31 protein-coding genes and 1 tRNA gene are annotated in these 25,844 nt (G+C 70.4%); 18 read left to right on the top strand and 14 right to left on the bottom strand.

The genetic code is table 11. From position 1 onward, the window contains the following. Window positions 1-25: 25 nt before the first annotated feature. Window positions 26-469, top strand: a complete 444-nt coding sequence (locus tag B0I32_RS23235; RefSeq protein WP_106242945.1) for an HIT family protein — start codon at window positions 26-28, stop codon at window positions 467-469. A 122-nt stretch (window positions 470-591) separates the two neighbouring features. Here the strand turns inward: B0I32_RS23235 and B0I32_RS23230 are convergent, their stop codons facing one another. Then, window positions 592-3,408 (bottom strand): AfsR/SARP family transcriptional regulator, encoded by a 2,817-nt coding sequence (locus tag B0I32_RS23230; RefSeq protein ID WP_106242943.1) that lies wholly within the window; start codon window positions 3,406-3,408, stop codon window positions 592-594. Between the two features lie 386 nt (window positions 3,409-3,794). Between B0I32_RS23230 and B0I32_RS57800 the strand changes: the two genes are divergently transcribed. After that, on the top strand, window positions 3,795-3,959 hold the full coding sequence (locus tag B0I32_RS57800; RefSeq protein WP_181307685.1) for a hypothetical protein: 165 nt from the start codon (window positions 3,795-3,797) through the stop codon (window positions 3,957-3,959). Between the two features lie 3 nt (window positions 3,960-3,962). Here the strand turns inward: B0I32_RS57800 and B0I32_RS23225 are convergent, their stop codons facing one another. Continuing rightward, window positions 3,963-5,129, bottom strand: a complete 1,167-nt coding sequence (locus tag B0I32_RS23225) for an LLM class flavin-dependent oxidoreductase (protein WP_106242942.1) — start codon at window positions 5,127-5,129, stop codon at window positions 3,963-3,965. Window positions 5,130-5,291: 162 nt separating this feature from the next. Between B0I32_RS23225 and B0I32_RS23220 the strand changes: the two genes are divergently transcribed. Further along, window positions 5,292-5,687, top strand: a complete 396-nt coding sequence (locus tag B0I32_RS23220) for a hypothetical protein (RefSeq protein ID WP_106242940.1) — start codon at window positions 5,292-5,294, stop codon at window positions 5,685-5,687. 15 nt (window positions 5,688-5,702) lie between these two features. Here the strand turns inward: B0I32_RS23220 and B0I32_RS23215 are convergent, their stop codons facing one another. After that, the gene (locus B0I32_RS23215) at window positions 5,703-6,344 is read right to left on the bottom strand and encodes a LysE family translocator (protein WP_106242938.1); all 642 of its coding nucleotides are present in this window, start codon (window positions 6,342-6,344) and stop codon (window positions 5,703-5,705) included. 97 nt (window positions 6,345-6,441) lie between these two features. Between B0I32_RS23215 and ypfJ (B0I32_RS23210) the strand changes: the two genes are divergently transcribed. The 3 genes from ypfJ (B0I32_RS23210) (at window position 6,442) to B0I32_RS23200 (ending at window position 8,630) form a co-directional block, all read left to right on the top strand. Then, window positions 6,442-7,398 carry a KPN_02809 family neutral zinc metallopeptidase gene (gene ypfJ / locus B0I32_RS23210; protein WP_106242937.1) on the top strand — a complete coding sequence of 319 codons (957 nt, stop codon included), beginning with the start codon at window positions 6,442-6,444 and terminating at the stop codon, window positions 7,396-7,398. A gap of 63 nt (window positions 7,399-7,461) precedes the next feature. Continuing rightward, window positions 7,462-8,298 (top strand): KPN_02809 family neutral zinc metallopeptidase, encoded by an 837-nt coding sequence (ypfJ, locus tag B0I32_RS23205; RefSeq protein ID WP_106242935.1) that lies wholly within the window; start codon window positions 7,462-7,464, stop codon window positions 8,296-8,298. 35 nt (window positions 8,299-8,333) lie between these two features. Next, window positions 8,334-8,630 carry a type II toxin-antitoxin system VapB family antitoxin gene (locus B0I32_RS23200; protein WP_106242934.1) on the top strand — a complete coding sequence of 99 codons (297 nt, stop codon included), beginning with the start codon at window positions 8,334-8,336 and terminating at the stop codon, window positions 8,628-8,630. 205 nt (window positions 8,631-8,835) lie between these two features. Here the strand turns inward: B0I32_RS23200 and B0I32_RS23195 are convergent. The 4 genes from B0I32_RS23195 to B0I32_RS23180 form a co-directional block, all read right to left on the bottom strand. Next, window positions 8,836-8,925, bottom strand: a tRNA-Ser gene (locus B0I32_RS23195). 10 nt (window positions 8,926-8,935) lie between these two features. Further along, a complete protein-coding gene (gene tadA / locus B0I32_RS23190) occupies window positions 8,936-9,373 on the bottom strand; it encodes a tRNA adenosine(34) deaminase TadA (RefSeq protein ID WP_106243537.1) in 438 nt (145 codons plus the stop codon). 14 nt (window positions 9,374-9,387) lie between these two features. Further along, on the bottom strand, window positions 9,388-9,864 hold the full coding sequence (locus B0I32_RS23185; protein WP_106242932.1) for a tRNA adenosine deaminase-associated protein: 477 nt from the start codon (window positions 9,862-9,864) through the stop codon (window positions 9,388-9,390). An 18-nt stretch (window positions 9,865-9,882) separates the two neighbouring features. After that, complete coding sequence (locus B0I32_RS23180) at window positions 9,883-10,398, bottom strand: tRNA adenosine deaminase-associated protein (protein ID WP_393269681.1); 516 nt, start codon at window positions 10,396-10,398, stop codon at window positions 9,883-9,885. 220 nt (window positions 10,399-10,618) lie between these two features. On the opposite strand from B0I32_RS23180, the gene upp reads away from it, so the two are divergent. The 6 genes from upp (at window position 10,619) to B0I32_RS23145 (ending at window position 15,308) form a co-directional block, all read left to right on the top strand. Further along, on the top strand, window positions 10,619-11,257 hold the full coding sequence (gene upp, locus B0I32_RS23175; RefSeq protein ID WP_106242931.1) for a uracil phosphoribosyltransferase: 639 nt from the start codon (window positions 10,619-10,621) through the stop codon (window positions 11,255-11,257). A 266-nt stretch (window positions 11,258-11,523) separates the two neighbouring features. After that, a complete protein-coding gene (locus B0I32_RS23170) occupies window positions 11,524-11,748 on the top strand; it encodes a hypothetical protein (protein ID WP_106242929.1) in 225 nt (74 codons plus the stop codon). A gap of 252 nt (window positions 11,749-12,000) precedes the next feature. Continuing rightward, window positions 12,001-12,534 (top strand): PH domain-containing protein, encoded by a 534-nt coding sequence (locus tag B0I32_RS23160; protein WP_106242925.1) that lies wholly within the window; start codon window positions 12,001-12,003, stop codon window positions 12,532-12,534. Window positions 12,535-12,630: 96 nt separating this feature from the next. Further along, complete coding sequence (locus B0I32_RS23155; protein WP_106242924.1) at window positions 12,631-13,974, top strand: helix-turn-helix domain-containing protein; 1,344 nt, start codon at window positions 12,631-12,633, stop codon at window positions 13,972-13,974. Between the two features lie 100 nt (window positions 13,975-14,074). Continuing rightward, window positions 14,075-14,749 carry a FadR/GntR family transcriptional regulator gene (locus B0I32_RS23150; RefSeq protein WP_106242922.1) on the top strand — a complete coding sequence of 225 codons (675 nt, stop codon included), beginning with the start codon at window positions 14,075-14,077 and terminating at the stop codon, window positions 14,747-14,749. A 73-nt stretch (window positions 14,750-14,822) separates the two neighbouring features. Continuing rightward, window positions 14,823-15,308 (top strand): MarR family winged helix-turn-helix transcriptional regulator, encoded by a 486-nt coding sequence (locus tag B0I32_RS23145; RefSeq protein ID WP_245955981.1) that lies wholly within the window; start codon window positions 14,823-14,825, stop codon window positions 15,306-15,308. 41 nt (window positions 15,309-15,349) lie between these two features. Here the strand turns inward: B0I32_RS23145 and dnaN are convergent, their stop codons facing one another. The 3 genes from dnaN to B0I32_RS23130 all read right to left on the bottom strand — a co-directional run bounded on the left by dnaN (window position 15,350) and on the right by B0I32_RS23130 (window position 18,618). Beyond that, a complete protein-coding gene (dnaN, locus tag B0I32_RS23140; protein WP_106242919.1) occupies window positions 15,350-16,447 on the bottom strand; it encodes a DNA polymerase III subunit beta in 1,098 nt (365 codons plus the stop codon). A gap of 93 nt (window positions 16,448-16,540) precedes the next feature. Then, entirely contained in the window at window positions 16,541-17,191 is a 651-nt protein-coding gene (locus B0I32_RS23135; RefSeq protein WP_106242918.1) for a response regulator transcription factor, read from the bottom strand. Beyond that, window positions 17,188-18,618, bottom strand: coding sequence for a sensor histidine kinase (locus tag B0I32_RS23130; protein WP_181307683.1), 1,431 nt, complete (start codon window positions 18,616-18,618; stop codon window positions 17,188-17,190). Before B0I32_RS23130 ends, B0I32_RS23135 begins: the two co-directional genes overlap by 4 nt. A gap of 108 nt (window positions 18,619-18,726) precedes the next feature. Between B0I32_RS23130 and B0I32_RS23125 the strand changes: the two genes are divergently transcribed. Next, on the top strand, window positions 18,727-19,632 hold the full coding sequence (locus B0I32_RS23125; protein ID WP_106242916.1) for an ABC transporter ATP-binding protein: 906 nt from the start codon (window positions 18,727-18,729) through the stop codon (window positions 19,630-19,632). Next, the gene (locus B0I32_RS23120) at window positions 19,629-20,357 is read left to right on the top strand and encodes an ABC transporter permease (RefSeq protein ID WP_106242914.1); all 729 of its coding nucleotides are present in this window, start codon (window positions 19,629-19,631) and stop codon (window positions 20,355-20,357) included. The genes B0I32_RS23125 and B0I32_RS23120 overlap by 4 nt, the downstream gene beginning before the upstream one ends. Window positions 20,358-20,412: 55 nt before the next feature. On the opposite strand, the gene B0I32_RS23115 is transcribed toward B0I32_RS23120, so the two are convergent. Next, on the bottom strand, window positions 20,413-21,327 hold the full coding sequence (locus B0I32_RS23115) for an SMP-30/gluconolactonase/LRE family protein (RefSeq protein ID WP_106243531.1): 915 nt from the start codon (window positions 21,325-21,327) through the stop codon (window positions 20,413-20,415). 56 nt (window positions 21,328-21,383) lie between these two features. Here B0I32_RS23115 and B0I32_RS23110 point away from each other — a divergent pair, with 56 nt between their 5' ends. Both B0I32_RS23110 and soxR read left to right on the top strand, forming a co-directional pair. After that, window positions 21,384-21,815 carry an Lrp/AsnC family transcriptional regulator gene (locus tag B0I32_RS23110; RefSeq protein WP_106242911.1) on the top strand — a complete coding sequence of 144 codons (432 nt, stop codon included), beginning with the start codon at window positions 21,384-21,386 and terminating at the stop codon, window positions 21,813-21,815. A gap of 9 nt (window positions 21,816-21,824) precedes the next feature. Then, window positions 21,825-22,334: a redox-sensitive transcriptional activator SoxR gene (gene soxR / locus B0I32_RS23105; protein ID WP_106242908.1), complete on the top strand. Its 510-nt coding sequence runs from the start codon at window positions 21,825-21,827 to the stop codon at window positions 22,332-22,334. An 8-nt stretch (window positions 22,335-22,342) separates the two neighbouring features. On the opposite strand, the gene B0I32_RS23100 is transcribed toward soxR, so the two are convergent. Further along, window positions 22,343-22,792, bottom strand: coding sequence for a universal stress protein (locus tag B0I32_RS23100; RefSeq protein ID WP_106242905.1), 450 nt, complete (start codon window positions 22,790-22,792; stop codon window positions 22,343-22,345). Window positions 22,793-22,871: 79 nt separating this feature from the next. Further along, window positions 22,872-23,777, bottom strand: a complete 906-nt coding sequence (locus B0I32_RS23095) for a LysR family transcriptional regulator (protein WP_106242903.1) — start codon at window positions 23,775-23,777, stop codon at window positions 22,872-22,874. A 120-nt stretch (window positions 23,778-23,897) separates the two neighbouring features. On the opposite strand from B0I32_RS23095, the gene B0I32_RS23090 reads away from it, so the two are divergent. Then, the gene (locus B0I32_RS23090) at window positions 23,898-24,617 is read left to right on the top strand and encodes an NAD(P)H-binding protein (protein ID WP_219911975.1); all 720 of its coding nucleotides are present in this window, start codon (window positions 23,898-23,900) and stop codon (window positions 24,615-24,617) included. Further along, window positions 24,614-24,781, top strand: a complete 168-nt coding sequence (locus B0I32_RS58945) for a hypothetical protein (RefSeq protein WP_219911974.1) — start codon at window positions 24,614-24,616, stop codon at window positions 24,779-24,781. The genes B0I32_RS23090 and B0I32_RS58945 overlap by 4 nt, the downstream gene beginning before the upstream one ends. 4 nt (window positions 24,782-24,785) lie before the next feature. Here B0I32_RS58945 and B0I32_RS23085 read toward each other — a convergent pair whose 3' ends face one another. Next, window positions 24,786-25,730, bottom strand: coding sequence for a GNAT family N-acetyltransferase (locus B0I32_RS23085; RefSeq protein ID WP_106242901.1), 945 nt, complete (start codon window positions 25,728-25,730; stop codon window positions 24,786-24,788). Window positions 25,731-25,844 lie beyond the last annotated feature (114 nt).

The raw sequence follows: 25,844 nt of genomic DNA, 5'->3' as shown, positions 1-25,844 counted from the left end.
TGACGACCAGCCAGGGAGACGCCGCGTGCACAACCACGCCCCCGCCGACTACCACTGCCCGTTCTGCCATCTCACCCCGGACCGCGAGCCCGACGTGGTCCACCGCGACGAGCGCGTCTTCGCGATGATCTGTCCCCGCTGGTGGCCGCGGAACGCGGGGCATCTGCTGATCATCCCCGTCGCCCATCACGAGAACCTGTACGACCTCCCCGCCGCCGACGGGCACGCGATCTTCGACGTCACCCGGCTGCTCGCCCGCGCCATGCGCAGCGCGTACGACTGCGCGGGGGTCTCCACCCGCCAGCACAACGAGCCCGCGGGCAACCAGGACGTCTGGCATTTCCACCAGCACCTCTTCCCCCGCTACCCCGGCGACGACCTCTACCGCACGCCCCCGGAGCCCGAGTGGTTGCCCGCCGACCGTCGCCGGGCCTACGCGGAGCGGCTGCGTGCCGCGCTCAACCCGTAGCGCTGCTCCGTTCAGGCATGAGCTCAGCTTCTCGCGATATCGGGCCGACGCCGATTGATCTTCGCATCGGGCGCGGCGTGCGTGGCCGGCGCCATGAGCAGCCCGGCTCCGAGGGTGGCGGGTCAGAGCATGTTCCTGATCGGCTGGGGGGTTTCCGGCACGGTCTGGGCGAGGATGTCGCCGGCCTCCCCCGGCGTCAGCAGGCGGGCGTCGCGCAGCAGGCGGACGGAGTCCTCCCATTGCCGCCGGGCTTCGGCGTGGCGGCCGAGGTCGTGCAGTGTGGTGCCGAACCACCAGCGGGACACGGCCTCCTTCAGGTGGTATCCCGCCTCGCGCAGCAGCCGTACCGCCGTCGTGTAGCTTTCCGCCGCCTCGGCCGGCCGGCCGGCGTGGCGGTAGGCGTCGCCCAGCGACCCGTGGGCGATGCCCGCGTCGGCGAGCGGGCCCGTCCGCGGCGCCTGCTCCACCAGCAGGCGCGCTTCGGCGATCGCCTCGTCGAAGCGGCCCTGCCGGTAGTAGACGTGCACCCGGTTGTTGCGCAGGGTGGCCGTGGCCACGGGCCGTTCTGCCTCGTCGTTGAGCTCCAGCCCGGACTCCAGGTAGCCGAGCGCCTCGTCGAGGCGGCCCACGATGGTGTTGATGACGCCGAGGTTGTTGAGCACGCCGACCTTCCTGCGCGGCAGGCCGGCCCGGTCCCAGTCGGTGAGCGCCGTCTTCAGCTGCGCTATCGCGTCGTCGTAGCGGCCCTGGTCCCGATAGGCCCAGCCGAGGAAACTGCTGATCTGGGCCTTGTCCTCCCAGGCGCCGATGCGGTGGGCCACCTCGATGGCCTGCGCGTAGACGCCGGCCAGTTGGGTGTGCCAGCCCTGGAAGCAGAAGGGCCAGTGGAGTCCGACGACGAGGCCGACGGCGGTCGCCGGGTCGGGGCCGGTCAGCGCCTGCTGCGCGACGGCGAGCAGGTTGTCGCGTTCGGCCTGGACCCATCCGCCCGCCTGCGCCGGGTCGGCGAAGGGGCTGTCGGGCAGCTCGACGGGGGCCCGCAAGCCGGCGTCGGGGTTGAGCATCCGGCCCGCCGTCCAGAGGGTGGCCACGTAGTGGTGCAGCGCCCGCTGTACGGCGGCGGCGCGTTCCTCCTCCGGCACGTCCTGGTGTGCGCGTTCGCGGGCGTAGAGGCCGACCAGGTCGTGGAAGCGGTAGCGGTCGGGGCCGGGTTCGAGCAGGCGGGCGTCCTGGAGGCGTTCGAGGGCGGCCTCCGCGCGGTGCTGCGGCCAGCCGGTCAGGGCGGCGGTGGCGGCCGGGGTGTGGGTGGGCAGGTCGAGCAGGCCGAGCCGGGGCAGCAGGTGGGCGGCGTCCCGGCCGGCGGGCTCTTCGCGCAGGTGATGGTGGCTGACGGCGATGCTGGCGCGGATGGCCAGGTCGGCGTACTCCAGCGTGTCCAGGCGGCGGGTGGCGTCGGCCAGCCGTGCCTCCAGGCCGGACAGGGTCAGGTCGGGGCGGGCGGCCAGGCGGGCGCCGATGATCCGCAGCGCGAGGGGGAAGCCGCCGCACAGGTCGACGATCCGCTCGACCGCCCGCGGTTCCGCGCGGGTCCGGTCGGGTCCGGCCAGGCGGGACAGCAGCGCGGCGGCGTCGGCGGCGTCCAGGGCGCCCAGGTTGAGGTGGCGGGCGTTGTCGAGGGCGGCCAGCGGTTCGCGGGAGGTGATCAGGACGCGGCAGCCGGGGCCCGCGGGGATGAGCGGGCGGACCTGGCGTACGTCGCGGGCGTTGTCCAGGATGACCAGCAGGTCGGACCGCGCGGTCAGGGAGCGGTAGCGGGCGGCGGCCTCGCCGGAGGTGGCGGGGGCGGCGGCGCCGTCCAGGCCCAGGGAGCGCAGCAGATGGCGCAGGGCCTGGTCCTGGGTCAGCGGGTCGAGCCCGGGGGTGGATCCGTGCAGATTGACGTAGACGACGCCGTCGGCGAACCCGGGGGCCACGGCGTGGGCGACGTGCACGGCCAGGGCGGACTTGCCGATGCCGCCGGGCCCGTCGATCACGGTGACGGGCGGGCCTTGCGTCGGGCCCGCCGCGGGGCCGAGCGCGGTGCGCAGCTGGTCGATCTCGGCGGTGCGGGCGGTGAAGGTGTGGGTGTCGGCGGGCAGTTCGGCCGGCGGGTACGACCCGGCGACCGTGACCTGCTGGGCCGGGACGGTCAGGTCGAGACTCGGGTCCTTGGCCAGGACGGCCTGGTGCAGCCGGCGCAGCTCGGCTCCGGGTTCGAGGCCGAGCTCCGAGATCATGACCTGGCGGGTGGCCTGGTAGACGGCGAGCGCCTCCGAGGGGCGGCCGGCGCGGTGCAGGGCGAGCATCAGCTGCGCGGCCGGGCGTTCGCGCAGGGGATGAACCCGCACGTGTACGGCCAGCTCGGCGGCCACCGCATGATGGTCGCCCGCGGCGAGGCGCAGGTCGGCGTGGTCCTCCAGGACGGTGAGGTGCTCCTCCTCCAGCCGGGTGGCCTCGATCCTGGCCCAGGGATCGGTCAGTTCGGCCAGCGGCTCGCCCCGCCACAGTCGCAGGGCCTGGCGGAACAGCGCGTCGGCGGCGGCCCCCTGCGCCTGGGCGGTGCGGGCGCGCCTGGCCAGGCGCAGGAACAGGTGGGCGTCGACGTCGTCCGGTTCGACCGCGAGCCGGTAACCGCCGGGCACGGTCTGGAGGATGTCTCCGGTGATGTGCGGGGCGAAGGTCTGGCGGAGTTTGGAGACCACGATGTGGAGCTGTTTGGCGGCGGTCGCCGTGGAGCTCTCTCCCCAGATGTCGGTGAGGATGCGCTCGGCGTGTACGGCCTGCCCGGCGTTCAGGGCGAGTCTGGTCAGCACGCCGATGCGTCGGCGCCCGGCGATCCGGACCGGTTCGTCAGCGGCGAATACCTGCCACGGGCCGAGAAATCTGATCTCCAGCGTCACTAGGAGCGCTGCCCTCCTTCATTGGGGTCGACAATAAGCCCGCCGGTCCCGCAATAGCGGATACAACGCCATAAATGCGGAAATTTCCGGCGCTGGGGTGCACAAGTGCATGTATAGGAGTACGGGCTTACAACTCCCTTACAACCGACTCGCGAGACGCCTGATCGCCATGCGGCACCCCGCCCGGATCCGTCGCGGAGAGCGTCCATCCGGCCTCACACCTGACGTCGCGGGATCGCCGCGACGTTTGTCGGGTGTTCACCTGACAGCGCCATTCTCTGGCCGTGCGCAGGCTCGACCCCAGCCGTGCACGCGAAACACATTGTGTCCTGATCTCCGCGCCCATTAACATCACCCTCGCACGTTCGTCACGCAACGGAGGTCTTGTGAGAAACACCAGACTGCTCAAGAGGCTCGCCCTCGTGGCCGCCGCCGGGCTCATCGGCATCGGCATCGGCGCCGCGGCCGCCTCCTCCGCCTGGGCTGTCGATCCGGGCACCAAGCTTGAGTGGCCCAAGCCCTCGGGAGAGATCTCCGACTCGCCGCAATAGCGCTCAGTCCTTGATGTTCGCCTCCGTCCGGTACTTGTCCGTCATGCGGGCGACCGCGCTCAGCTGCGCCTGCGCGTAGTCCTCGCGGACCGCGCTCGCGCGGGCGGCGGCGTCCAGGGTCGGCCCCGCCTGATCCTGGAACTCGGGCAGCACGTGCTGGGCGATGAGCTCGTACGAACGGTTCGTCGCCGCCGGATCGGCCCACTCGTGGGCCATCAGCAGCATCGCCCCGAACCCGCCGGACTGGTCGAGCAGCCGCCGCACCTGGGCCTTGGCGTCCTCGACGGTGCCGATCACGCCGATGCCCGAGCCGCGGACGAAGTCGATCATCTCCTTCAGGTCTCCGCCCTGGACGCCCATCTGCGGGAACGCGGCCACCTTCTGGAAGTAGCGGAACCAGGGCTCGATGCCGTACTCCACGTCCCGCATCGCCTGCTCGCGGGTCTCGGCCACGTGCATGATCCCGACCAGCCGCCAGGCGGCGCGGTCGACCGTGGTGCCGTACGTGGCGGCGCGTTCCTCCATGACGTTCCAGTGGTGCGCCAGCGCGTCGAAGCCGTCGGCGGTGAGCGTCGCGCCGATCGACAGCAGGCCCAGGCCGTGCCGCCCGGCCAGGCGCGGCCCCGTCGGCGAGGCCACCGCGGCGACGGCCACTTCGAACCGCGGGTGGGTGTACGGCCGCAGCTGCAACCGCGCGTCCACCAGCGTGTGCGTACGGGTCTGGGCCGTGACGCTCTCCCCGCGCAGCAGCCGCAGCACGATGTCGAGGTTGTCGTCGAGCAGTTCCCGCGTGTCGGTGGGGTCGAGCCCGATCATGGCCGAGTCGGTGGGCAGCGAGCCGGGCCCCACGCCCAGCATCACGCGCCCCCTGGTCAGATGGTCGAGCAGCACCATGCGGTCGGCCACCCAGAGCGGGTTGTGGTAGGACAGCGAGGTCACGCCGGTCCCGAGCCTGATGTGGCGGGTACGCTGCGCCGCGGCCGCGATGAAGATCTCCGGCGACGCGATGAGCTCGGTGCCGGCGGAGTGGTGCTCCCCGATCCACGCCTCGTCGTACCCGAGCCGGTCGAGATGCTCCATGAGGGCCAGATCGCGGTCGATGGCCAGGGTGGGGTTCTGTCCCGCGGTGTGGAACGGGGCCAGGAAGACACCGAAACGAAGCCTGCTCACCGCTCCTCCTCTCGACGTGGGTAGGACTTCAGTCCACTCCGCGATTCCCGGGTCGGCAATCCCCGCCACGTATGCCGGTTGGCGTGGTTGGCGTCCATGACCATGAGCGGCGGCCTATGCTCGGCCCGTCGATCACCCTTCCCCGAATCGAGAGGCTCGTCGATGTCCGAGCCTTACGCCGTCGAGGCGATGCCCCGCGCCGTGTCCGTGGCCAGGATCTGCATGTGGGTCCAGGCGGTCATGGGGCTGGTGGGGCTGTTCCTGCTGTTCGTGCTGCTGGGCAGCGTTCCGGCCGGCCCGGCGAGCGGCGCCGTGCTGGCCGCGCTGGCCGTTCCGCTGCTGACGATCCTGCTGATCGGGTTCCTGGCGCTGCGGATCTCGACGCGTCGCTCATGGGTACGCGCGTGCGGGCTCGTCGTCGAGTTCCTGGTCACGCTGCTCGGCCTGTGGCAGCTCCTGGGCAGCGTCAGCCTGGGCAACGTGCTGGGCGTGCTGCTGGCCGGGGTCGCGTTCGGGCAGCTGTGCCGGTCCCCGTCCGCGACGTGGTTCGACCGGTGAGCCGGCCGGCCCCGTTCAGGCGCTGACCAGGGCCTTGGAGCGGTCGGTCGCCATACTGACGGCGAAGGCGCCGAGGATCGTGCCGGTGACGTACCGCTGCACGCGCACCCAGACCGGGCGGCGGGCCAGGAACGCGGCCAGCGCGCCCGCCGACAGCACGATCAGGCCGTTGACGAGGGTGCCGACGACGATCTGCACCGAGCCGAGTGCGAGGCTCTGCAGCAGGACGTGTCCCATGGACGGGTCGATGAACTGCGGCAGCAACGACAGGTACAGGATGGCGATCTTGGGGTTCAGCAGGCAGGTGAGCAGCCCCATGGAGAACAGCCTGCCGGGGCGCTCCACCGGCAGGTCGCGCGCCTCGAAGGCGGAGATGCCGCCCGGCCGCAGGGTGTTCCAGGCCATCCAGAGCAGGTACGCGGCGCCGGCCAGCTTGAGCGCGGTGTAGGCGGCGGGCACGTACGCGAAGACGGCGGTGAGCCCGAGACACGTGGCGGTCAGGTAGAGGGTGAAGCCGAGGAAGACGCCCGTGAGCGAGATCAGCCCCGACCTGCGGCCCTGCGTGAGCGAACGGGAGATCAGATAGATCATGTTGGGCCCTGGGGTGAGCACCATGCCGAGGGACACCAGAGCGATCCCGATCAAGCCAACCGTCATAGCGGCACATTATCCGATATATCCGCAAAAAACTCGCATTATTGACTGCGGTGCGTATTCGAAGCGCTACAGGGGAGAACTGCGTCAGGGGGACGACATGCAGTTCGACGACGACAAGTCCCTCGACCCTTCACAGGTCGAGGACGTACGCGCTTCGGGCCCGCAGCGGGGCGGCGGAGGCGGGGGCGGGTTCGGCCGAATGCTGGGCGGCTGCATGCTGCCCATCGGCGGCCGGGGCGGCGGCTGTCTGCTGCTGGTCGTGGCCGTGGCGGGCCTGTTCCTGTTCGGCCTCGTCCCCACGCCCTTCACCGGCGACGAGAGCGGGCCGCAGGGCGGAGGGCAGCAGCCGAGCCCGCCGCCGCAGGCCACCGGCAACCTGGCCGAGCGCTGCAAGACCGGCGCGGACGCCGACCAGTCCGAGGACTGCCGCGTGGTCGGCACGGTCAACAGCATCCAGTCCTACTGGCGGCAGGCGTTCGGCGACCAGAAGCGCAGGGCGTACACGCCGGCCAAGACCGTGCTGTTCACCCGGGCGGTCGACACCGCCTGCGGCGCGGCCGACTCCGCCGTGGGGCCGTTCTACTGTCCCGCCGACCGCAAGGTCTACCTCGACCTGACCTTCTTCGACACGCTCCAGCGCGACTTCGGGGCCGAGGGCGGGCCGTTCGCGCAGGCGTACGTGATCGCCCACGAGTACGGCCACCACGTGCAGAACCTGCTCGGCACCATGAACCGGGTCGGCCGCGACCACCGCCCCGGCGCCGGCAGCCCCTCCGTGCGCCTCGAACTGCAGGCCGACTGCTACGCCGGCGTGTGGGCGCAGAACGCGGTCAAGACCGGCTTCTACGAGGAGCCGTTCAGCCAGAACGACATCGACCAGGCGCTCAGCGCCGCCGCGGCCGTCGGCGACGACAGCATCCAGCGCCGCACGCAGGGCCGCGTCACCCCCGACGGCTTCACCCACGGCACCTCGGCGCAGCGGGCGAAGTGGTTTCGCACCGGCTACGACAGCGGCGACCCCCAGCGCTGCGACACCTTCTCCGGCGCGATCTAGCACGATATCCCCGCCGTCTACGGGGAAGTGGTCCTTCTGGCAGTGCCCAGAAGGGACCTCAGCATGGACTTCAGAGACCAGGCCGACCTCGATGCTTCACAGGTGGAAGACGCGGGGGGCGGCGGTGGCGGTGGCGGTGGCGGCTTCCCCGGCGGGATGATCGTCGGCGGAGGCGGGATCGTCAGCCTGATCGTGCTGGTGCTGGTCTTCGTCCTGAACAACGTCGGAGGCGGCGCGGAGCCCGCGCAGCGGCGGCCGCCGTCGAACCTCTCCGAGCAGTGCCAGACGGGCAAGGACGCCGACCAGTCCGAACGGTGCCGCGTGGTCGGCGTGGTCAACAGCATCCAGGACTACTGGAAGAAGGAGGTCTCCGGCTACCGCCCGGCCAAGACCGTCCTGTACTCGGGGCAGGTGCGCACCGGGTGCGGCTCCGCCACCTCGTCGACCGGCCCCTTCTACTGCCCCGGCGACCAGCGCGTCTACCTCGACCTGAGCTTCTTCGACCAGCTCCACAGCCAGTTCGGCGCCAAGGGCGGGCCGTTCGCGCAGGCGTACGTGATCGCCCACGAGTACGGCCACCATGTGCAGAAGCTGCTCGGCGCCCTCGACGGGGGCAGCTCGGTCGCCGTCGAGCTCCAGGCCGACTGCTACGCCGGCGTGTGGGCGCGCAACGCGTACGAGACCGGCTTCTACGACCAGCCCTTCACCGCCAAGGACGTCTCCGAGGCGCTGGACGCCGCGGCGGCGGTCGGCGACGACAGAATCCAGCAACGCAGCACCGGCAGAATCGATCCTGAATCGTTCACCCACGGCAGCTCCGAGCAACGCGTCAACGCCTTCCAACGCGGATACGAAAAGGGCGCGCCCACCGACTGTGCCGGTGCGGACGCGGCCGGATAGCGCGAGGAATCGGAATCTCTCCTAAAATCAGGGGGGTGATCTTCAAGCTAGTCGGCGACGGACGCCCTTATCCCGACCATGGTCTGAGCCACCGAGAGTGGGCCCAGATTCCTCCACGGCAGGTCCGGCTCGACTCGTTGATCACCACGAAGGCCATGCTGGACCTGCACTCGCTGCTCGCCGCCGACTCCACCTTCTACGGGGACCTCTTCCCCCACGTGGTGCAGTGGCAGGGCGAGCTCTATCTGGAGGACGGCCTGCACCGCGCGTTGCGGGCGGCGCTGCACCAACGATCGATCCTGCACGCCAGGGTCCTTGAGCTACCCAACTGAGAAAGGAAAAGAAAGGGAGCCGCGATTCGCGGCTCCCTTTCTTTTCCTGAGTGCGGGGCGGCACCGGGGGTCGGATTTTCCGCACGATTATGATTATCAGCCGCTTTCGGCGAGATCATTCGCACCCCTGCCCGCCGGCCGCGGGCGGCAGGGGCCGGGACAGCGAAAAGGGCCTCCGACCCGGTGGATCGGAGGCCCTTCGCTGTGGCGGTGGTGGTGGGATTTGAACCCACGGATGAGTTGCCCCATCACACGCTTTCGAGGCGTGCGCCCTCGGCCACTAGGCGACACCACCGCGAACGAGCTTACCGGATCCTGCGAGTGGCGAAGAACCGCTTTAGCACCTCGCCGCACTCCCCGGCGAGCACGCCCATGACGACCTCGGGCCGATGGTTGAGCCGGCGGTCGCGGACGACGTCCCACAGCGAGCCCACGGCCCCGCCCTTCTCGTCGACGGCGCCGTACACGATCCGGTCCACCCTGGCCAGCACCGCGGCGCCCGCGCACATCGTGCACGGCTCCAGCGTGACCACGAGCGTGCAGCCGGTCAGCCGCCACTCCCCGCGCCGCCCGGCGGCGCGGCGCAGCGCGAGCACCTCGGCGTGGGCGGTGGGATCGGCGGAGGACTCGCGGTCGTTGCCCGCCGCGGACAGCACCTCGCCGCCGGGGCCGAGCACGACCGCCCCGACGGGGATCTCGCCCCGGTCGCCGGCCATGACGGCCTGCTCCAGGGCCGAGCGCATGGCCTCCTCGTACGTCACCGCAACCGGTCGAGCTCGTCGGCGAACGACAGCCGCTCGGCGATGACCGACAGGACGTCGGCGGGCAGGTTGCCCTCCTCCATGCTGAGCTCGATCAGCTCCTCGCTGCTCAAGCCCAGGTCGCTGAGCAGCTCGAAATCGCCCGCCGGGCGTACGCCGAGGCCGTTGCTCTCCTTGTCGGGAGCCACCCCGGCGAACTCGGCGAACAGCTCACCCAGACCGTTGGCGACGATCGCGTGCGCGTCGGACAGGAACACGCGCGGCTCGTCCTCGCCCCGGTAGCGGGCGATGGCGAACCATTCGTCCTCGACCTCGACACAGAGCAGCGCCAGCTCGTCGCCGGTCAGCCCCAGCGACTCCATGACCGCGTCGCCGAGGTCATCGACGATCTCGGCGTCCCCGAGATCGACCTCGGCCCCGCTCCAGCCGTCGGAAGTCCTGACAAAAGCCGCAGAGAAGGTGTTGGCCGCCATGTCCGCGCTCCAGGGGGGTCAGCCGAAGACTGATTCGATCGCGCGCTCGAACGGCTCGGAGAAGCCGAGTCGCGCGGCGATGCTGGACAGCACGTCTTCGGGCAGCAGATCGATGTCGCCGGAGAGGATGCCCAGCTCCATCTCGTCCAACCCGAGATCGGCGAAGATCGACAGGTCGCCGGCCGGGAGCGCGGTCTCCTCGTCCTGGAGGATCTCGTCGAGCTCCTCCTCGTCCGGGACGGGCACGTCGAGATAGTCGAGAACCTGACGCGCCAGCGGGAAGTCCCACGAGGCGGCGATGTCGGAGAGGAACACCTCCACCCGCTCGCCCAGGACCCGCAGCGCCACGAAGAACTCGTCGCCCACGGCGACCAGCCCGATCGTGCCGCTCTCGCTCGGCTGCTGCTTCATGGCATGGATCAGCCCGTGCAGGTCCGACGTGAGGGTGGCCGGCAGCAGCTCGGCATCCCAGCAGTCGTCCTCGCGATAAACCACGATGGCGAAGTCGAGAGCGTCTTCGTCTGTCATCGCCATCCCCACCCGACCTCTGACACGACAGATATCATCCGGACCCAATCGTCCCAGACCCAGCCACTGGGCGTGTGCCTGTCGGGCCAAATTGTGATCAAAACCAAAGATCTGAGGTGCCGGGCGACTGTGTGCCCGTTTCCGTGACGCCCGCGCGGCCTGCCGGAATCCACCCCAGGTGAGAGGGGTCGGCAGCAGCGTTCGCCAGGAGATAGCGTGTGGACCCATGGAGACCCTCGTCGTCGATCACCCGCTCGTCGCCCACAAGCTCACCGCCCTGCGCGACGTCCGCACCGACTCGCCGACCTTCCGCAGGCTGGCCGACGAACTGGTCACGCTGCTCGCGTACGAGGCCACCCGCGACGTGCGCGTCACCGAGGTCAATGTCGAGACCCCCGTCTCCCCCGCCGCGGGTGTGCGGCTGGCGAAGCCGTACCCGCTGGTCGTGCCCATCCTGCGGGCCGGGCTCGGCATGCTCGACGGCATGACCAGGCTGCTGCCCACGGCCGAGGTCGGCTTCCTCGGGATGATCAGGAACGAGTCGACGCTGCAGGCCGAGACGTACGCCACCCGCCTGCCCGACGACCTGTCGGGACGGCAGTGCTACGTGGTCGACCCGATGCTGGCCACCGGCGGCACGCTGGCGGCGGCCGTGCAGTTCCTGTTCGACCGGGGCGCCGTCGACGTCACCGCCATCTGCCTGCTGGCCGCGCCCGAGGGGCTGGCCTACATGGACAAGGTGTTCGCCAACTCGGGCAAGCCGATCCGGGTGGTCACGGCGGCGCTCGACGAGCGGCTCAACGAGCACGGCTACATCGTGCCGGGCCTCGGCGACGCCGGCGACCGGCTCTACGGCGTCGTCTGAGCAAGCACCCCCGAAGCGGGCGTCGTCTGAGCGGGCGTCGTCTGAGCGAGCATTCCCGAAGCAGGCGCCGTCCAAGCGGGCGTCGTCCAAGCGGGCGTCCGCTGCTGTGAGCGCCGGCTGAAGCGTCTTCGGGCGCCACAAGGTCCGACGTGACCGCACGAAGGCGCATTTCCGTCACGCGGAGTCACTTCTTCGTTACATACTGTGGTTGAGTGGGTACGAAGAGAGAAGGAAGGCAACTTCCGTCATGCGCGTGGGGGAGCACGATGAGCGATCACACCGAGGCGGACCCGACTCCGTACGCGGACGTGGAGGCGGTGCTGTGCGACGAGTTCGCCGGCGTCCACTCCACGACCACCGTAACGCGCTGCGTGGAGGCGGCGCACTACGGCGCGCTGGAGGTCACCGGTTACGCCCATCCGAGCCTTGTCGAGCGCATCGCACGCAAGCACCTTCACGTCCTGGCTCTGGTGGCCAGCGAACGCGGCTAAGCAAGATCAGAACTTACCCGCCAACTTACCTTTACCCTGGCATCCAGGTGGGTAATGTATACGGCGGGTGGAGTGGGTAAGTGGCACGGAGGCGACGGTGCAGGTCAAAAAGGTCCTCACATACGGTGGTATCGCATTTGTTGCGTACTACCTGTTCGCGCGACCAGCTGACGCCGCGGACGCGGTGAGAGGAGCGTTCGACACGGTGTTCAACGCAGCCGACTCTCTGGCGCAATTTGTGAACAGCCTCTCATGAGACTTGTGACCCACGGGGACTCAGCTCCATCGTCGGTCAACCGCTACCTCCTCCCCCACGAACAACAGGTCATCATGGTGCGGCGGCACCCTGCCATTCTGCTGCGTCCCGTCGCCGAGGTGCTCGGCGGTCTCGTGATCGCCGGACTGCTCAGCAGATTCTTCGGCGGCGGCGAGGCGGGCGGCACGGCGCTCGTCGTCGTCTGGTGGCTGTGGCTCCTGCTTCTGATCCGTTTCGTATGGAAAGTCGCGGAGTGGTCGGTCGATTACTTTGTGGTGACGTCGAAGCGCATGTTGCTCACCACGGGTCTCATCACGCGCAAGGTCGCGATGATGCCCTTGGGCAAGGTCACCGACATGAGCTTCCAGAGATCTCTGCTGGGGCGCATGCTCGGCTACGGTGAGTTCATCCTCGAGTCGGCCGGCCAGGATCAGGCTCTGTCAACGGTCGAGTACATTCCGTATCCGGAAACCCTGTACCTCGAGGTCTGTCAGATGCTTTTCCCCAGCAAGGACGACAGCGACGATTAATCACAGCGTGGCAAATTCTTCACGCGGGGATACCAGATTCGGCTACTTCATGCAATCATTGCGTGTTGTTGACCCTTCCCCGCCTTGAGAGATGAGATGCCGAGTCAGGGAACCATCGGTGACCGCGTCCGCGGATTGCGGCTGAACAGGCGGATGTCTCAGGCCCAGCTGGCCGGACCCGACCTGTCTGACAGTTATGTCTCGCTCATTGAGTCGGGTAAGCGCACGCCGACTCCTGTTGTGGCCAGACTCCTGGCCGAGCGGCTTGGATGCACGACGGAGTTCCTCCTTCACGGGATCGAGCCTCGTCAGCGCATCGACACGGAGCTCGGATTGCGTCACGCCGAGCTGGAGCTGCAGCACGGCGACCCGTCCGTCGCCGCCGACCGCTTCACGGAGATCGTGAAGGCGGCCGACGAGGAGAACGCCATGCTGACCGCGCAGGCGCGGTTCGGCAGGGCTCGTGCGCTGGAGGCGCAGGGCCGGCTCGGCCAGGCCGTGGAGGCCTTCGAGCGCCTGCGCAGGGAGGCCGCGGCTCATCCCGAGCGGCTGGCCGACCTTCCGCTCACGATCGCGCTGAGCCGCTGCTACCAGCGGGCGGGCGACCGGCTGCGGGCGCGCGACCTGGCGAGCGCCGCGTTGGCGCACGCGGAGCGGCTTTCCATCACACAGGGCGAGCTCGCCACCGACCTGGCCAGTGCGCTGGTCGAGGCGCGCGGCGAGCGTGAGAGCGACTCCCCCGAGCTGACCTACGTCAAGCACGTCCTGGACATGAGCGGCTCTCCTGAAGTTGTGGACCGTTCCGGGGAGATCAGGGCGCTGTGGCACGCCAGTGCCGCCGCGGCCGCTGGCGAGGACTCCGCCCTGGCCGTGCGCCTGGCCGACGACGCGATCACGGCGGGCCGTCAGACGCGGCTCGCGCTGCAGCTGGCCAGGACCGCCATGCACTGGGCCCGGATGGCCTCGGCTCCGATCGACGAGGCCGAGCGGCTCGTCGCGGGCGCGGTCAAGGCGTTCGGCGTGTTCCCCTCGACCGCGCGCGAGCACGGCGAGAGCCTCATCGTGCACGCGCGGGTCAAGCTGCGCGCCGGCGAGTCCGCGAGCGCGGCCGAGCTGGCCGTGGTGGCTCTGGGCGTCTCCCAGGACCACCCGGGCACGACGCCGGCCGAGGCCCACCTCGTGCTCGCGACCGTGGTGCTGGAGCAGGAGGGCGACGCCTCGACCCATCTGCGCAACGCGCACGAGCTGCTCGGCGGGCTCGACCGTCCGGTGTTCGGCTCCGACCGCCAGGCCGCCCGGTGCTGGCGTGAGCTGGGCGACCTCTACGGCAGGGCCGGTGACAGGGCACAGCAGACCGCCGCATATCGTAAGGCCCTCGAAGCTGCCGGAGTTCGCTCCGCCATGGCGGGGGTGACGGTTGACGCCACAGTCTCCAGTTGATCCTCCGGGAGCTCCAGATTTGGCCTTTTGAGTCTGGAATAATTAGGGTCGACCAGTCATTGACTCATAGGATGATTGGTTTCCCCGGAGGAGGCGGACTGTGAGTCTGCGTACGGCGCAGCGGGCTTCGCTCGTCGACCAGGTCATCGATCAGCTCAAAGAGCAGATCACGTCAGGGTCGTGGCCGATGAACGGCAAGATACCCACCGAGACGGTGCTCGCCGAGCAACTCGGAGTGGGTCGTAACACCGTTCGTGAGGCCGTACGCGCGCTCACGCACGCCGGGCTGCTCGAGTGCCGTCAGGGCGACGGCACTTACGTCCGGGCGACCAGCGAGCTCTCCGGCGCGATGCTGCGGCGGCTGCGCCAGGCGGAGCAGCTGGAGATCCTCGAAGTACGCCGCGCGCTCGAAGTCGAGTCCGCGCGTCTGGCCGCCACCAGGCGCACGGACGACGACATCAGGCGCATAGAGGCGGCGCTGGCCGAGCGCGACCGGGCCTGGGAGCTGGACGACCCCGACTTCTTCGTCGAGGCCGACCTGGCCTTCCACATGGCCGTCACGCACGCCACGCACAACCTCGTGCTGATCGACCTGTTCGAGGACTTCTCGGCCGCGCTGCGGGCCAGCATCACGGCGGCCGGCACGTCGCTCAACAAGAGCTACATCCCGCACGACGCCATCGCCAGAGCCATCGCGGCCGGCGACGCGGCGGCGGCGGAGCGGGCCGGGCACGCCTGCATGGAGCACATCCTCATCGCCCTCACCGAAGCCTGATCCCCCGGCCCCCGGTCCTCCGACCAGGGGCCCAGGCGTCACGACACACCGAGATCCATCGAGGGGGTGCGTGGTGCGCAGGCAGGACGACCCCGATCTCGGCGTGCTCTCCGGCCGGACCCTGTTCAGTCTGCAGCGCGAGCTGTTCGCGAAGCTCGCCGAGCAGGGGCATCCCGACGTACGGCCGCGTCACGGCGCGGTGCTGGCCTACCTCGACCCGGAAGGCAGCAGGGCCACCGACCTGGCCGCCTGGTCGGGCCGGCACAAGCAGGTGATCGGCACGCTGGTGGACGAGCTGGTCGAGCTCGGCTACGTGGAACGGCGGCCCGCCCCCGGCGATCGGCGGGCCAAGCTGATCGTGCCCACCGCCAAGGGGCGCGACCACATCGCCAGGTCGGACGCCATCCTCGCCGAACTGGAGTCCGGGCATGCGCGGGCCGTGGGCGAGGAGGCGTACGCCGAGTTCAAGCGGGTCTTCCGGCTGGTCGCCGAGCGCCAGGCGGGCGGGCGCGCGGCAAGCGGTGACCCCACCCCGGGCCACGACCCCGCCGAAAGCTGATCCCACCGCCCGGTACGACGCCCCCGAGCGGTGTCGCGCCGTCAGGACTGGCGCAGCGACATGACCAGGTAGCGGAACGCGGGCTCGGCGTCGCCCGGCACGTCCTGGATGAGCGCCGGCCTCGTGGGCGACTCCAGGTTGATCCTGGCCAGCTCGCTCTCGATCCCGGTGAACCCGTCGAGCAGGAACTGCGACTGGAAGGCGATCTGGATGTCGTCGCCGCGCAGCTCGCACGGGACCACCTCGGCGCCGCGCCCGATGTCGCCGCCGCCGGCCTGGATGAGCACCTGGCCCTGGCTGAACGACAGCCGGATCGCGGTGTTGCGCTCGGCCACCAGCGCCACCCGCTTGATCGCGCCCACGAACGGCGCCACCGCCACGTCGGCCCTGATCGACCAGTCGGAGATCAGCCTGGCCCGGTAGTCGATGAACTGCTCGTCGAGCAGCCGCACGGTCGTGCTGCGCCCCACGCTCTCGAACCCGGCCACCCCGTCGCCCATCGCGACCGAGACCTCGCCGCCCCGCAGCGACTTGGCCACCTCGACGAGCACCCGGGCGGGCACCATGGCGGAGACGGCGACGTCGGGCCCGGCCGGACGCCAGGCGAAGTCGCGGGCCGCGATGCGGTAGCGGTCGGTGGCCGCCATCGCCACCGCCTCGCCCTCGATGTCGATCCTGATGCCGGTGAGCATGGGCAGCGTGTCGTCGCGGCTGGCCGCGGGCGCCACCTGGCCGACGGCGGAGGCGAACACGCCGCCGCCGATCGCGCCGATGCTCGGCGGCATTGCGGGCAGCGTCGGGAAGTCTTCGACCGGCATCGTGATCAGCCCGAACTCGGCGCTGCCGCAGGTGAGGACCGCCTCCTGGCCGTCTGTGGTGATCTCGACGTCTTCGGCGGGCAGGCTGCGGCTGATCTCGGCCAGCAGGCGGCCGGGGATCAGCACGCGGCCCTCCTCGGCCACGTCGGCCTCGACCGTGGCCCGCGCGGAGACGTCGTAGTCGAACGCGGACAGCGTCAGGTCCTCGCCCGCCTCCAGCAACAGCCCGGACAGGACGGGCACCACGGGGCGGCTGGGCAGGACTCGGGCAGCCCATGCCACCGCATCTGCCAGAACATCGCGGTTTACCCGGATTTTCACCTGATACCACCTCTTCGTCGCACCGTGCCTCTATGAAAATAGCCGGTGCCACCGACAAGTCCGTGCGGTTCGCCCCAGGTCGAGCCCGCGTGATCAGCGGCTGTTGAGGTAGGCCAGCACGGCCAGGACGCGGCGGTTGTCGTCGTCGGAGGGAGCCAGGCCGAGCTTGGCGAAGATGGAGGCCGTGTGCTTGGCCACGGCGCTCTCACTCAGGTAGAGGCGCTGGGAGATGGCGGCGTTGGAGCGGCCCTCGGCCATGGCCTCCAGCACCTCGCGCTCGCGCGGCGTGAGCGCGGCCAGCGGCTCGTTCCTGGCGTTCCTGGCCAGCAGCTTGGCGATCACCTCGGGGTCCATGGCCGTGCCGCCGGCGGCGACCCTGCGTACGGCGTCGATGAACTGCTCGGCGTTGAAGACGCGGTCCTTGAGCAGGTAGCCGATCGCGCCCGAGCCGTCGGCCAGCAGCTCGCGGGCGTAGAGCTGTTCGACGTGCTGGGACAGCACGAGGACGGGCAACCCCGGCAGCTGCTGCCTGGCCGCGAGCGCGGCCTGCAGCCCTTCGTCGGTGAAGGTGGGCGGCAGCCGCACGTCCACGATCGAGACGTCGGGCCGCAGCTCCAGCAGCCCCTTCAGCAGCTCGGGCCCGCTCTCCACAGCGGCGACGACGGTGAAGCCGTGCGCCTGGAGCAGGTGGACCAGGCCGTCCCTGAGCAGGTAGAGGTCTTCGGCGATCAGTACGCGACTCATGAGCACCAGGGTTTCAGCACGGAGGCCTCCTCCATGTACCGGTCCGGGTCATGCGTGGCGGGGATGCGGATGGCCATGACGTGCATGAGGAGGCCGACGAGGGTCATGGCCACGATCACCGGCCACTGCCACGGCTCAGGCAGGTACAGGGGCAGGAACCAGGCCTTCTCCTCGATCCCGAACGCCTTGAAGACGCCGGCCACGATGCCCTGCGGGAACGTGGGGCACCAGGCGGTGCCCCAGAGGAGGATGACGGTGACCGTCTTCCAGCGCGGCATTCCGCGCGTGCCGCCCGCGCTGTGGCCGGGCAGGACGTTGGGCAGCAGCATGGTCACGGTCGTGGGCCCGCCGAGCGGGCTGTTCAGGGCGAGGACGCCGTCGAAGGCGGCCAGCCGACGTTCGATGCCGGCCAGGCCGCTGCCCTTGGCCGGGTCGGCGCCGCCGAGGCCGTCGTCGGTGACCGTGACGCGCAGGTCGGGGCCGTTGCCGCTGATGTCCACGGACGCCGTGCGCGCGTCGCCGTGCCGGGCGGCGTTCGACAGCAGCTCGCTGACCGCGAAGTAGACCGCCGCCTCCACCGGCGACTCCGGCCGGTGCTCCAGCTCCACGTCCACCGAGACCCGCATCACGCTGTCCATGGCCAGGGCCCGGATGGCGTCGGCCAGCCCGCGCTCGGCCAGCACGGGAGGATGGATGCCCCGGATGACCCGGCGCAGCTCCGTGAGCGTCTCTGAGGAGGCGTCGCGCGCCTTGGCCAGCAGCGCCCTGGCCGCCTTGGGATCATCCTCGACGAGCTGCTCGACCGCGCCGAGCGTCATGCCGATCGCGACGATCCTGGCCTGCGTGCCGTCGTGCAGGTCCCGTTCGATCCTGCGCATCTCGGCGGCCTGCGAGTCGGCGGCCAGGTTGCGGGTGCGCCGCAAATGGGTCACCTGCCCGGCCAGGAGGCTGGCGGCCGTGGGGGCCAGCAGCAGCTCGCTCCACAGGCCGTACAGGCGCAGGCCACGTGCGGGGAGCAGCACGAACAGCGGCACGAGCGCGATCTTCACCGGCGGGTCGAGCAGCAGCCAGAGCTCGTCGCGCCAGGTCGCGGGATCGCTGACCAGCCACTTCCACCGGTTGTTCCACGCGGGTATGCGGGGCGTCTTGTAGAGCGTGCGCTCCGAGCGGTACATCCCGTCCGGCTGCGGCACCGGCGGAGCGGGCGCCGGCAGGTACGGCGAGGCGATGTCGATCCCCGTCTGGCGCCGGACGAGCCGCCGGTTGAACTCCGCGAGCCGCCGGACCATGCCCACCTGCGGCGGGAACAGGAACACCATCCCGAGGGCGAAGGACAGCAGCAGCATGACCCCGGTCACGAGCATGATGGGCAGCTGCACCAGCGTGAACGCGAGCAGCGTCGCGATGTGGCCGAACCTGCGAAGCATGTCACCAGTCTGCGCCAACGGCACCTCGGGGTCACTGCACCTAGGTACACCCTTGCCCGGCATCCACCCAGATTCCCCGGTGAACGCCGCTTTTCTAGCGTCAGTGGCATGAAAATCATCGAAGTCGAGAACCTGCGCAAGCAGTACCCGAAGCACCTCGCGGTCGACGACGTGTCGTTCGAGGTGGCCGAGGGTGAGATCTTCGGCATTCTCGGCCCGAACGGCGCCGGCAAGACCACCACCGTGGAGTGCGTGGCCGGCGTGCGGGCCCACGACGGCGGCACCGTACGGGTGGCCGGCCTGGACCCGCGTACACAACGCGACGAGCTGCGTCACGTGCTGGGCATGCAGCTGCAGAGCGCGGCGCTGCCGGAGAAGATCAAGGTGTGGGAGGCCCTGGACCTGTACGCCTCCTTCTACCCCGACCCCGCGGACTGGCGCACCCTGCTGGCCAGGGTCGGCCTGGACGCCAAGCGCGACACCGCGTTCAAGAACCTGTCCGGCGGGCAGCGGCAGCGCCTGTCGGTGGCGCTCGCGCTGGTCGGACAGCCGCGCGTGGCCGTGCTCGACGAGCTGACCACCGGCCTCGACCCTCAGGCGCGCCGGGACACGTGGGAGCTGATCCAGCAGGTACGCGAGTCGGGCGTCACCATCGTGCTCGTCACCCACTTCATGGAGGAGGCCGAGCGCCTCTGCGACCGGATCGCGCTCATCGACGCGGGCAAGGTGGTGGCCATCGACACGCCCGCCGGGCTCATCGCGCGAGTCGGCGGCGAGCAGCGGGTGCGGTTCCGGCCGTCGGCGCCCGTGGACGACTCCCTGCTGCTGGCCCTGCCCGAGGTCCGTGAGGTCACCAGGAGCGGCGAGCAGATGGTGGTGAGCGGCTCGGGCAACCTCGCTCCGGCCGTCACCCTCGCCCTGGCCCACCACCAGATCGTCCCCGGCGACCTGCGCATCGAGCAGGCCACCTTGGACGACGCGTTCCTCGCGCTCACCGGAAGGAAACTGTCATGAAGCTGCTCTTCGTCGAGGCCAAGCTGCACCTGCGGGAATGGCCGTTCCTGATGTTCACCGTCGGGCTGCCGCTGCTGCTGCTGATCGTGCTGGGGACGAGCATCCCGGACTTCACGAAGGTCGGGGAGAACGGTGAACGGTTCGTGGACACGCAGCTGCCCAGCATGATGACGCTGCTGTCGTTGCTGACGCTGGCCTGCAGCGTCCTGCCCGCGGTCATGGCCACCTACCGCGACCAGGGCGTGCTCAGGAGGATGTCCACCACTCCCGTGCATCCCGGGCGGCTGCTGGGGGTGCAGTTGCTGATCAACCTGGTCGTCGCGGTGGTCACCGTCGTCCTGCTGATCGTGGCCGGATCGCTGTTCTTCGGCTCGTCCGCGCCGCGGCAGTGGGCCTGGTTCGGCCTGGTCTTCCTGCTCGGCACGGCGGCGCTGATGGCCATGGGGCTGGTGATCGCCGCGGTGGCGCCGAACGGCAAGGTCGCGCCCGGGATCGGGTCGGCGGTGATGTTCCCGCTGCTGTTCCTGGCCGGGATGTGGGTGCCGCGCGACGTCATGCCCGACGCGCTGCGGGTGATCAGCGACTATTCGGTGGCGGGGCCGTTCGCCCAGGCGCTGAAGGACACGTGGCAGGGGCACGCGCCACAGCTCATCCACCTGGTGGTGGTCGCGGCCGGGCTGGCCCTGTTCGGCGGGCTGGCCGTGCGGTTGTTCCGGTGGGAGTGATCTGCCTGCCCCCTCGGCCTGCCCGCCGTCGCAGGGGCGCGGCGGGCAGCGGGTGTCAGCGCCCGGCCCACACCGGGCGCGCACCTGTGACGTTGGTCATGAGGGAGTACAGCGAGGACGCGGCCGTGATGAACATGCGGTTGCGCTTCCGCCCGCCGAACACCAGGTTGGCGGTGAACTCGGGCAGCCGCAGCCGGCCGATCAGGGTGCCGTCGGGGTCGTAGCAGAGCACCGCCTTGCCGGCCGCGGCCCAGACCCGGCCGGTGTCGTCGAGCCGCAGGCCGTCGAAGTTGTCGCCCTCGACGCCCTCGGCGAACACCTTGCCGCCGCCCAGCGTGCCGTCCTCGCCCACCTCGAACACGCGCAGATGCCTGGCCCTGGTGTCGGCGACGTAGAGCCGCCGCTCGTCCAGCGAGAAGGCCAGGCCGTTGGGCCGGACGAAGTCGTCGGCCACGACGCGCACCTCGCCCGTCGCCGGGTCGACCCGGTAGACGTGGCAGCCGTCGATCTCCTGCTCGGCGGCGACGCCCTCGTAGTTGCTGATGATCCCGTAGGGCGGGTCGGTGAACCAGATGGAGCCGTCGGAACGGACGATCACGTCGTTGGGGCTGTTGAGCCGCTTACCTTGCCAGCGGTCGGCGATGACCGTGATGGAGCCGTCGTGCTCGGTGCGGGTGACGCGCCGGTTGCCCTGCTCGCAGGAGATCATCCGGCCCTCGCGGTCGAGCGTGTTGCCGTTGGTGTAGCCGGACGGCTGCCGGAACGGGCCCACGGCGCCGGTCATCTCGTCCCAGCGCAACATCCGCTCGTTGGGGATGTCGCTCCAGACCAGGAAGCGGCCGGCCGGGAAGTAGACCGGGCCCTCCGCCCAGCGGGTGCCGGTGTGCAGAATCTCGATCTTGTCGTCTCCGCCGATCGCGGCGAAGCGCTCGTCCAGCACTTCGAACTCAGTGGGGATCGTGTCCGTCATACCGAACACCATACGGTGTTCGGCTTCTCCGGTGAATCTCCGGATAGCATCCTGTTGTGGATGACATAGACAGGATGCTGATCGGCCTGCTGCAGGAGGACGCGACGCGGTCGTACGCGATGCTCGGCAAGGCGGTGGGGCTGTCCGGCGGGGCGGCGCACGAGCGGGTGCGCAAGCTGCGCGAGCGCGGCGTGATCAGGCGGACCACGATCGAGGTGGACCAGGCGGCGCTCGGGCATACGGTGACGTCCTACGTGATGGTGGACGGCGGGTCGTGGATGGGCGACAGCGCGGCGGAGCTGGCGGCGATCCCGGAGATCGAGGAGGCGCACGTCATCGCGGGTCCCGCGTCGGTGCTGCTGAAGATCCGCACCCCCGGCACCCGTGAGCTGCAGGACGTGCTGCGCCGGGTCTTCCAGGTGGACGGCGTGACCGGGACGCGGACGATCGTCGTCCTGGAGACGTTCTTCGAACGCACCCTCAAGTAATCTTCAGGTATGACTGCAACGACGAAGGTCGCCTGGAACGCCAAAGAGCTGACGGTCGGGCAGCTCGCGGAGCGCAGCGGCGTCGCCGTCTCCGCGCTGCACTTCTACGAGGCCAAGGGGCTGCTGGCCAGCCGGCGCACCGCCGGCAACCAGCGCCGCTACTCCCGCGACAGCCTGCGCAGGGTCGCCTTCATCAGGCTGGCCCAGCGCATCGGCATCCCGCTGAAGGTCATCAAGGACGCCCTCGCCGAGCTGCCGGACGAGCGCACCCCGACCCGCGCCGACTGGGCCAGGCTGTCGGCGGCCTGGCGGAGCGAGCTGGACGACCGGATCGAGCAGTTGCAGCGGCTGCGGGACGACCTCACCGACTGCATCGGCTGCGGCTGCCTGTCGCTGGACCTGTGCCCGGTGGCCAACCCGCACGACCGGCTGGGCGACGAGGGGCCGGGCGCGCGGCGGATCGACACGCGGATCTGCCCGCCGCAGAACTGCTGCGCCCCGCCCGCGCAGGCTTCCTGACCTCGGGGCTACGCCTTCGCCGGGGGGACGATGAGCGTGGGCCGGTGGGCGTGGTGCAGGACGTGGTTGGAGACGCTGCCGAGCAGCACGGAACGTACCCCGGCCAGCCCGCGCGACCCCGTGACGACCAGCGAGGCGTCGACCTCGTCCGCCACGTCCACGATCGTCTTCCAGATCGACTCGTTGTCGGCCACCGCCCGATAGGTGACGTCGCTCAGCCCCGCCGCGATGGCCAGTTCGGCCCCCTCCTTGGCGTGCTGCTCGGCCTGGGTCTGCGCCTCCTGCTCGGTGTCCGGGTCGATCGCGCCGGTGGCGGCCAGCGGGTACTTCTTCAGCTGGACGAGCAGCGGCTCCCACACGGTGACGATGAGTGTGGGCTCGGCGGCGAGATGCTTGGCGGCGAACTCGATGGCGGCGCGCGAATCGGCCGAGCCGTCGTAGGCGACGAGGATGGTCATGGCGTTTTCCCTTCGCTTCACTCCCTCGCTAGAGCGCCGAAGCGATCAGATGCCATACCTCGGATCGATGTCTGCTTTGTCACACCACTCGGCGTAGTGCCGCCTGTGCGGCGTCCGCTTGTGGCTCCACGAGGGCGGCGACCGCGCAGGCCGTACGGACGAACGCGGCGACGGCCGGGGAGCGCGACTCCTGCGGCCAGGCCAGCGCGAACTCCAGCGGCGGCAGATCGCCGACGCTCCGGTACGCGACCCCGGGACGGGGGTGCAGGCGAGCGAGCGACTCGGGGACGAACCACACGATGTCCCCCAGCTCGATCAGGTTGAAGATCTGGGCCAGGTCCAGATTGCGCGCCGGACCACCCCTGGGCGGCACGGAGTCCTCGCGGTCAGCGGGAGATCCGTCGGGCAGGACCCGGCCGGCGAGGTCGGCCACGCGCAGGCCGGTGTGCGCGGCCAGCGGATCGTTCGCCGCGACGGCGAGCAGGCGGGGCTCGGTCAGCAGCGGCTCGACGTCGAGGTCGCGGTCGTCGAACGGCCGCATCAGCAGCGCCAGGTCCGCGCGGCCGTCGCGCAACGCCGGCTCCTGCTCGGCCCGCCCGCCGAGCACGAGCCGCACCGGCAGCGCGGCCGGCTCCTGCTGGTACGCGGCGATGATCTGCGGCAGCAGCCCGCCGTCGTAGTCGGCCTTCAGCGCCAGCCGCAGCACGGGCTCGGGCCGCCCCGCGTTCCTGGCCCGCCGGGCCGCCGCCGCGACCGCGTCGAGTGCCGTCCTGGCGTCGCGCAGCAGCGTCTCGCCGGCGGGGGTGAGGGTGACCCGGCGCGTCGTCCGCTCCATCAGCGTGACGCCGAGCTGCCGCTCCATCGCGCGGATCGCCCGCGACAGCGGGGGCTGCGCCATGCCCAGCCGTTCCGCCGCCCGCCCGAAGTGGAGCTCCTCGGCGACGGCCACGAAATAGCGGAGCTGCCTGACCTCCAGATCACTCATACCGCCACAGTATCAATGGCGTCCGAATCGGTCCTTCAGGTCTGCCGTCGCCGGGGATTCACTGAAGAGCGTCATCAGCGGGCACGACCCCGCTCACCTGCACTCTCACCGAGGTGAATCATGATCGTCGTCACCGCTCCCACCGGCCGGATCGGCCGGCTGACCCTTGAGCGCCTGCTGGCCGCCGACGCCGCCGTCCGCGTGATCGTGCGCGACCCCGCCCGCCTGCCCGCCGCGACTCGTGCACGGGTCGAGGTGGTTCAGGGCACGCACGGCGACCGCGAGGTGGTGAACGAGGCCTTCACCGGGGCGGACGCCCTCTTCTGGCTGGTCCCGGCGGACCCGCGCAGCCCCAGCGTCGAGGAGGCGTTCGTGGGCTTCAGCCGCCCCGCGGCCCAGGCCGTCAAGGACCAGGGCGTCAAGCGGGTCGTCAACGTCTCGGCGCTCGGCCGGGGCACGCCCGTGGCGGACCGGGCCGGGTTCGTCACCGCGTCACTCGCCGTGGACGACCTCTTCGCGAGCACGGGCGTCGGCCTTCGAGCGCTGGCCATGCCCTCGTTCATGGAGAACCTGCTGCGCCAGACCGAGCTGATCAGGACCGAGGGCCTGTTCACCATGCCGGTTTCCGGCAGCCTCAAGGCGCCTGCCTGCGCCGTCGCGGACATCGCCGCCGTCGCCGCCGGCCTCCTGCTCGACGACACCTGGACCGGCGTCGGAGAGGTCCCCGTCCTAGACCGGAAGACCTCTCCTTCGACGAGATGGCCCGGATCATGTCCGACGAGCTCCAGCGGCCCATCCGCTTCCAACCGGTCTCCCCCGCCGAGGTCAAGGACCGGATGATGAAGTTCGGCATGTCGGAGCCGATGGCGCAGGCGTACGCCGACATGGCCGTGGCCAAGGACGCCGGGCTCGACAACGGCGTCACCCGTACCCCTGAGGGCAGCACGCCGACCAGTTTCCGTCAGTGGTGCCGGGACGTGCTCAGGCCGGCCGTCCTCGGCTGAGCCCTCACGGCCAGGTCATGTTGATCGAACGTTCGAAGTCGACGTACCCGGCGCGGCGGAAGGCGTTCGCCATGGGGACGTTGCCCACGTCCGTGGCCGCCCGGATGCGCGGGACGCCCTGTGCGGCGAGGATGCGGGTGCCTTCGGCGAGGATGTCGTCGATGTACCCGTTGCCCCGGTGCTTGGGCAGCACGGCGATGTAGCCGATGATGGCGTTGTAGTCGTTGCGGGCCGGCGTGACGAACCCCACCGGCTCGCCGTCCGGCAACGTCGCGACCCGCCACCAGTCGTGGGGGCTCCGGTAGCGGGCGAGCTCCTCCTCGTAGTGGGCGGCGGCCGCCTCGCGGGCGGACATCCGGCTCAGGTCGTCCCTGCTGTGCGCGTCGAGCGTCCCGTCCAGCACCGAGGTCATCAGGGAGATCATCTCCTCGGTGTCGCCGACCGGCCGGAACACCAGCCGCCCGCTCGGGTCGGGCACGGGGGTGCCGGGACGCCACTCCAGGCGCAGCCGTTCGACGAGCAGGGCGGCGCCCAGCTGTTCCAGCGCGGCCATCCGGTCCTCGACGACGCGCCTGGCCGCCGGGGTCTCGCGCCAGTCGGGCGGCACCATGCGGATGTACTCGGGCGGCCGGGCGCCCGCGGGGACGACCTCGGCCATGGCGGCGCGCAGCAGTTTCACGCCGGCGTCGACGCCGTCGCCGTCACGGTCGTCGAGGTCGAAGACGTCGAGGAGGAACGGCGCGTCGTCGCTGGTCGGGCACCACCAGGCCGCTCTGGCCACCAGCTGGTCGCCGCGGAGGGCCACCCACATCCATTCGGGCAGCCGGCGGCCGGCGGTGAGGTCGTCCGCCAGCTCGTCGTCGAGGACGTAGGGCAGGCGGGAGAAGAGGTCGAGTTCTTCGCGCCCGGTGATGGGGCGCATGGTCAGGTCGTTCGGTTCCACGGTCAAGGCACGCTCCGGTGAAGGCGCCCGTCCGCTCCGGGGGTCAGACTCGGTCCGCGCCCCGAGAGGGCTCAAGCGCATTGATCTGGGACATCATCGGCTTATCCCTCCTTCCGGTGT

Origin of the sequence: Nonomuraea fuscirosea (assembly GCF_003001935.1) — a bacterium.
Taxonomy (GTDB): domain Bacteria; phylum Actinomycetota; class Actinomycetes; order Streptosporangiales; family Streptosporangiaceae; genus Nonomuraea; species Nonomuraea fuscirosea.
Note: the sequence above shows the minus strand (reverse complement) of the source record. Positions and strands in the feature narration are given on the sequence as shown.

Bases quoted from the DNA above. Each gene is read 5' to 3' on its own strand.
- B0I32_RS23095 (WP_106242903.1), bottom strand. From the start codon at position 23,777: ATGAGTGATCTGGAGGTCAGGCAGCTCCGCTATTTCGTGGCCGTCGCC.
- B0I32_RS23180 (WP_393269681.1), bottom strand. From the start codon at position 10,398: ATGGCGATGACAGACGAAGACGCTCTCGACTTCGCCATCGTGGTTTAT.
- B0I32_RS23215 (WP_106242938.1), bottom strand. From the start codon at position 6,344: ATGACGGTTGGCTTGATCGGGATCGCTCTGGTGTCCCTCGGCATGGTG.
- B0I32_RS23125 (WP_106242916.1), top strand. From the start codon at position 18,727: ATGAAAATCATCGAAGTCGAGAACCTGCGCAAGCAGTACCCGAAGCAC.
- B0I32_RS23185 (WP_106242932.1), bottom strand. From the start codon at position 9,864: ATGGCGGCCAACACCTTCTCTGCGGCTTTTGTCAGGACTTCCGACGGC.
- B0I32_RS23130 (WP_181307683.1), bottom strand. From the start codon at position 18,618: ATGCTTCGCAGGTTCGGCCACATCGCGACGCTGCTCGCGTTCACGCTG.
- soxR (WP_106242908.1), top strand. From the start codon at position 21,825: ATGACTGCAACGACGAAGGTCGCCTGGAACGCCAAAGAGCTGACGGTC.
- B0I32_RS58945 (WP_219911974.1), top strand. From the start codon at position 24,614: ATGATGAAGTTCGGCATGTCGGAGCCGATGGCGCAGGCGTACGCCGAC.
- B0I32_RS23120 (WP_106242914.1), top strand. From the start codon at position 19,629: ATGAAGCTGCTCTTCGTCGAGGCCAAGCTGCACCTGCGGGAATGGCCG.
- B0I32_RS23160 (WP_106242925.1), top strand. From the start codon at position 12,001: ATGAGACTTGTGACCCACGGGGACTCAGCTCCATCGTCGGTCAACCGC.
- tadA (WP_106243537.1), bottom strand. From the start codon at position 9,373: ATGCGCTCGGCCCTGGAGCAGGCCGTCATGGCCGGCGACCGGGGCGAG.
- B0I32_RS23170 (WP_106242929.1), top strand. From the start codon at position 11,524: ATGAGCGATCACACCGAGGCGGACCCGACTCCGTACGCGGACGTGGAG.
- B0I32_RS23115 (WP_106243531.1), bottom strand. From the start codon at position 21,327: ATGACGGACACGATCCCCACTGAGTTCGAAGTGCTGGACGAGCGCTTC.
- B0I32_RS23155 (WP_106242924.1), top strand. From the start codon at position 12,631: ATGCCGAGTCAGGGAACCATCGGTGACCGCGTCCGCGGATTGCGGCTG.
- ypfJ (WP_106242935.1), top strand. From the start codon at position 7,462: ATGGACTTCAGAGACCAGGCCGACCTCGATGCTTCACAGGTGGAAGAC.
- B0I32_RS23100 (WP_106242905.1), bottom strand. From the start codon at position 22,792: ATGACCATCCTCGTCGCCTACGACGGCTCGGCCGATTCGCGCGCCGCC.
- B0I32_RS23135 (WP_106242918.1), bottom strand. From the start codon at position 17,191: ATGAGTCGCGTACTGATCGCCGAAGACCTCTACCTGCTCAGGGACGGC.
- upp (WP_106242931.1), top strand. From the start codon at position 10,619: ATGGAGACCCTCGTCGTCGATCACCCGCTCGTCGCCCACAAGCTCACC.
- B0I32_RS23220 (WP_106242940.1), top strand. From the start codon at position 5,292: ATGTCCGAGCCTTACGCCGTCGAGGCGATGCCCCGCGCCGTGTCCGTG.
- B0I32_RS23090 (WP_219911975.1), top strand. From the start codon at position 23,898: ATGATCGTCGTCACCGCTCCCACCGGCCGGATCGGCCGGCTGACCCTT.
- ypfJ (WP_106242937.1), top strand. From the start codon at position 6,442: ATGCAGTTCGACGACGACAAGTCCCTCGACCCTTCACAGGTCGAGGAC.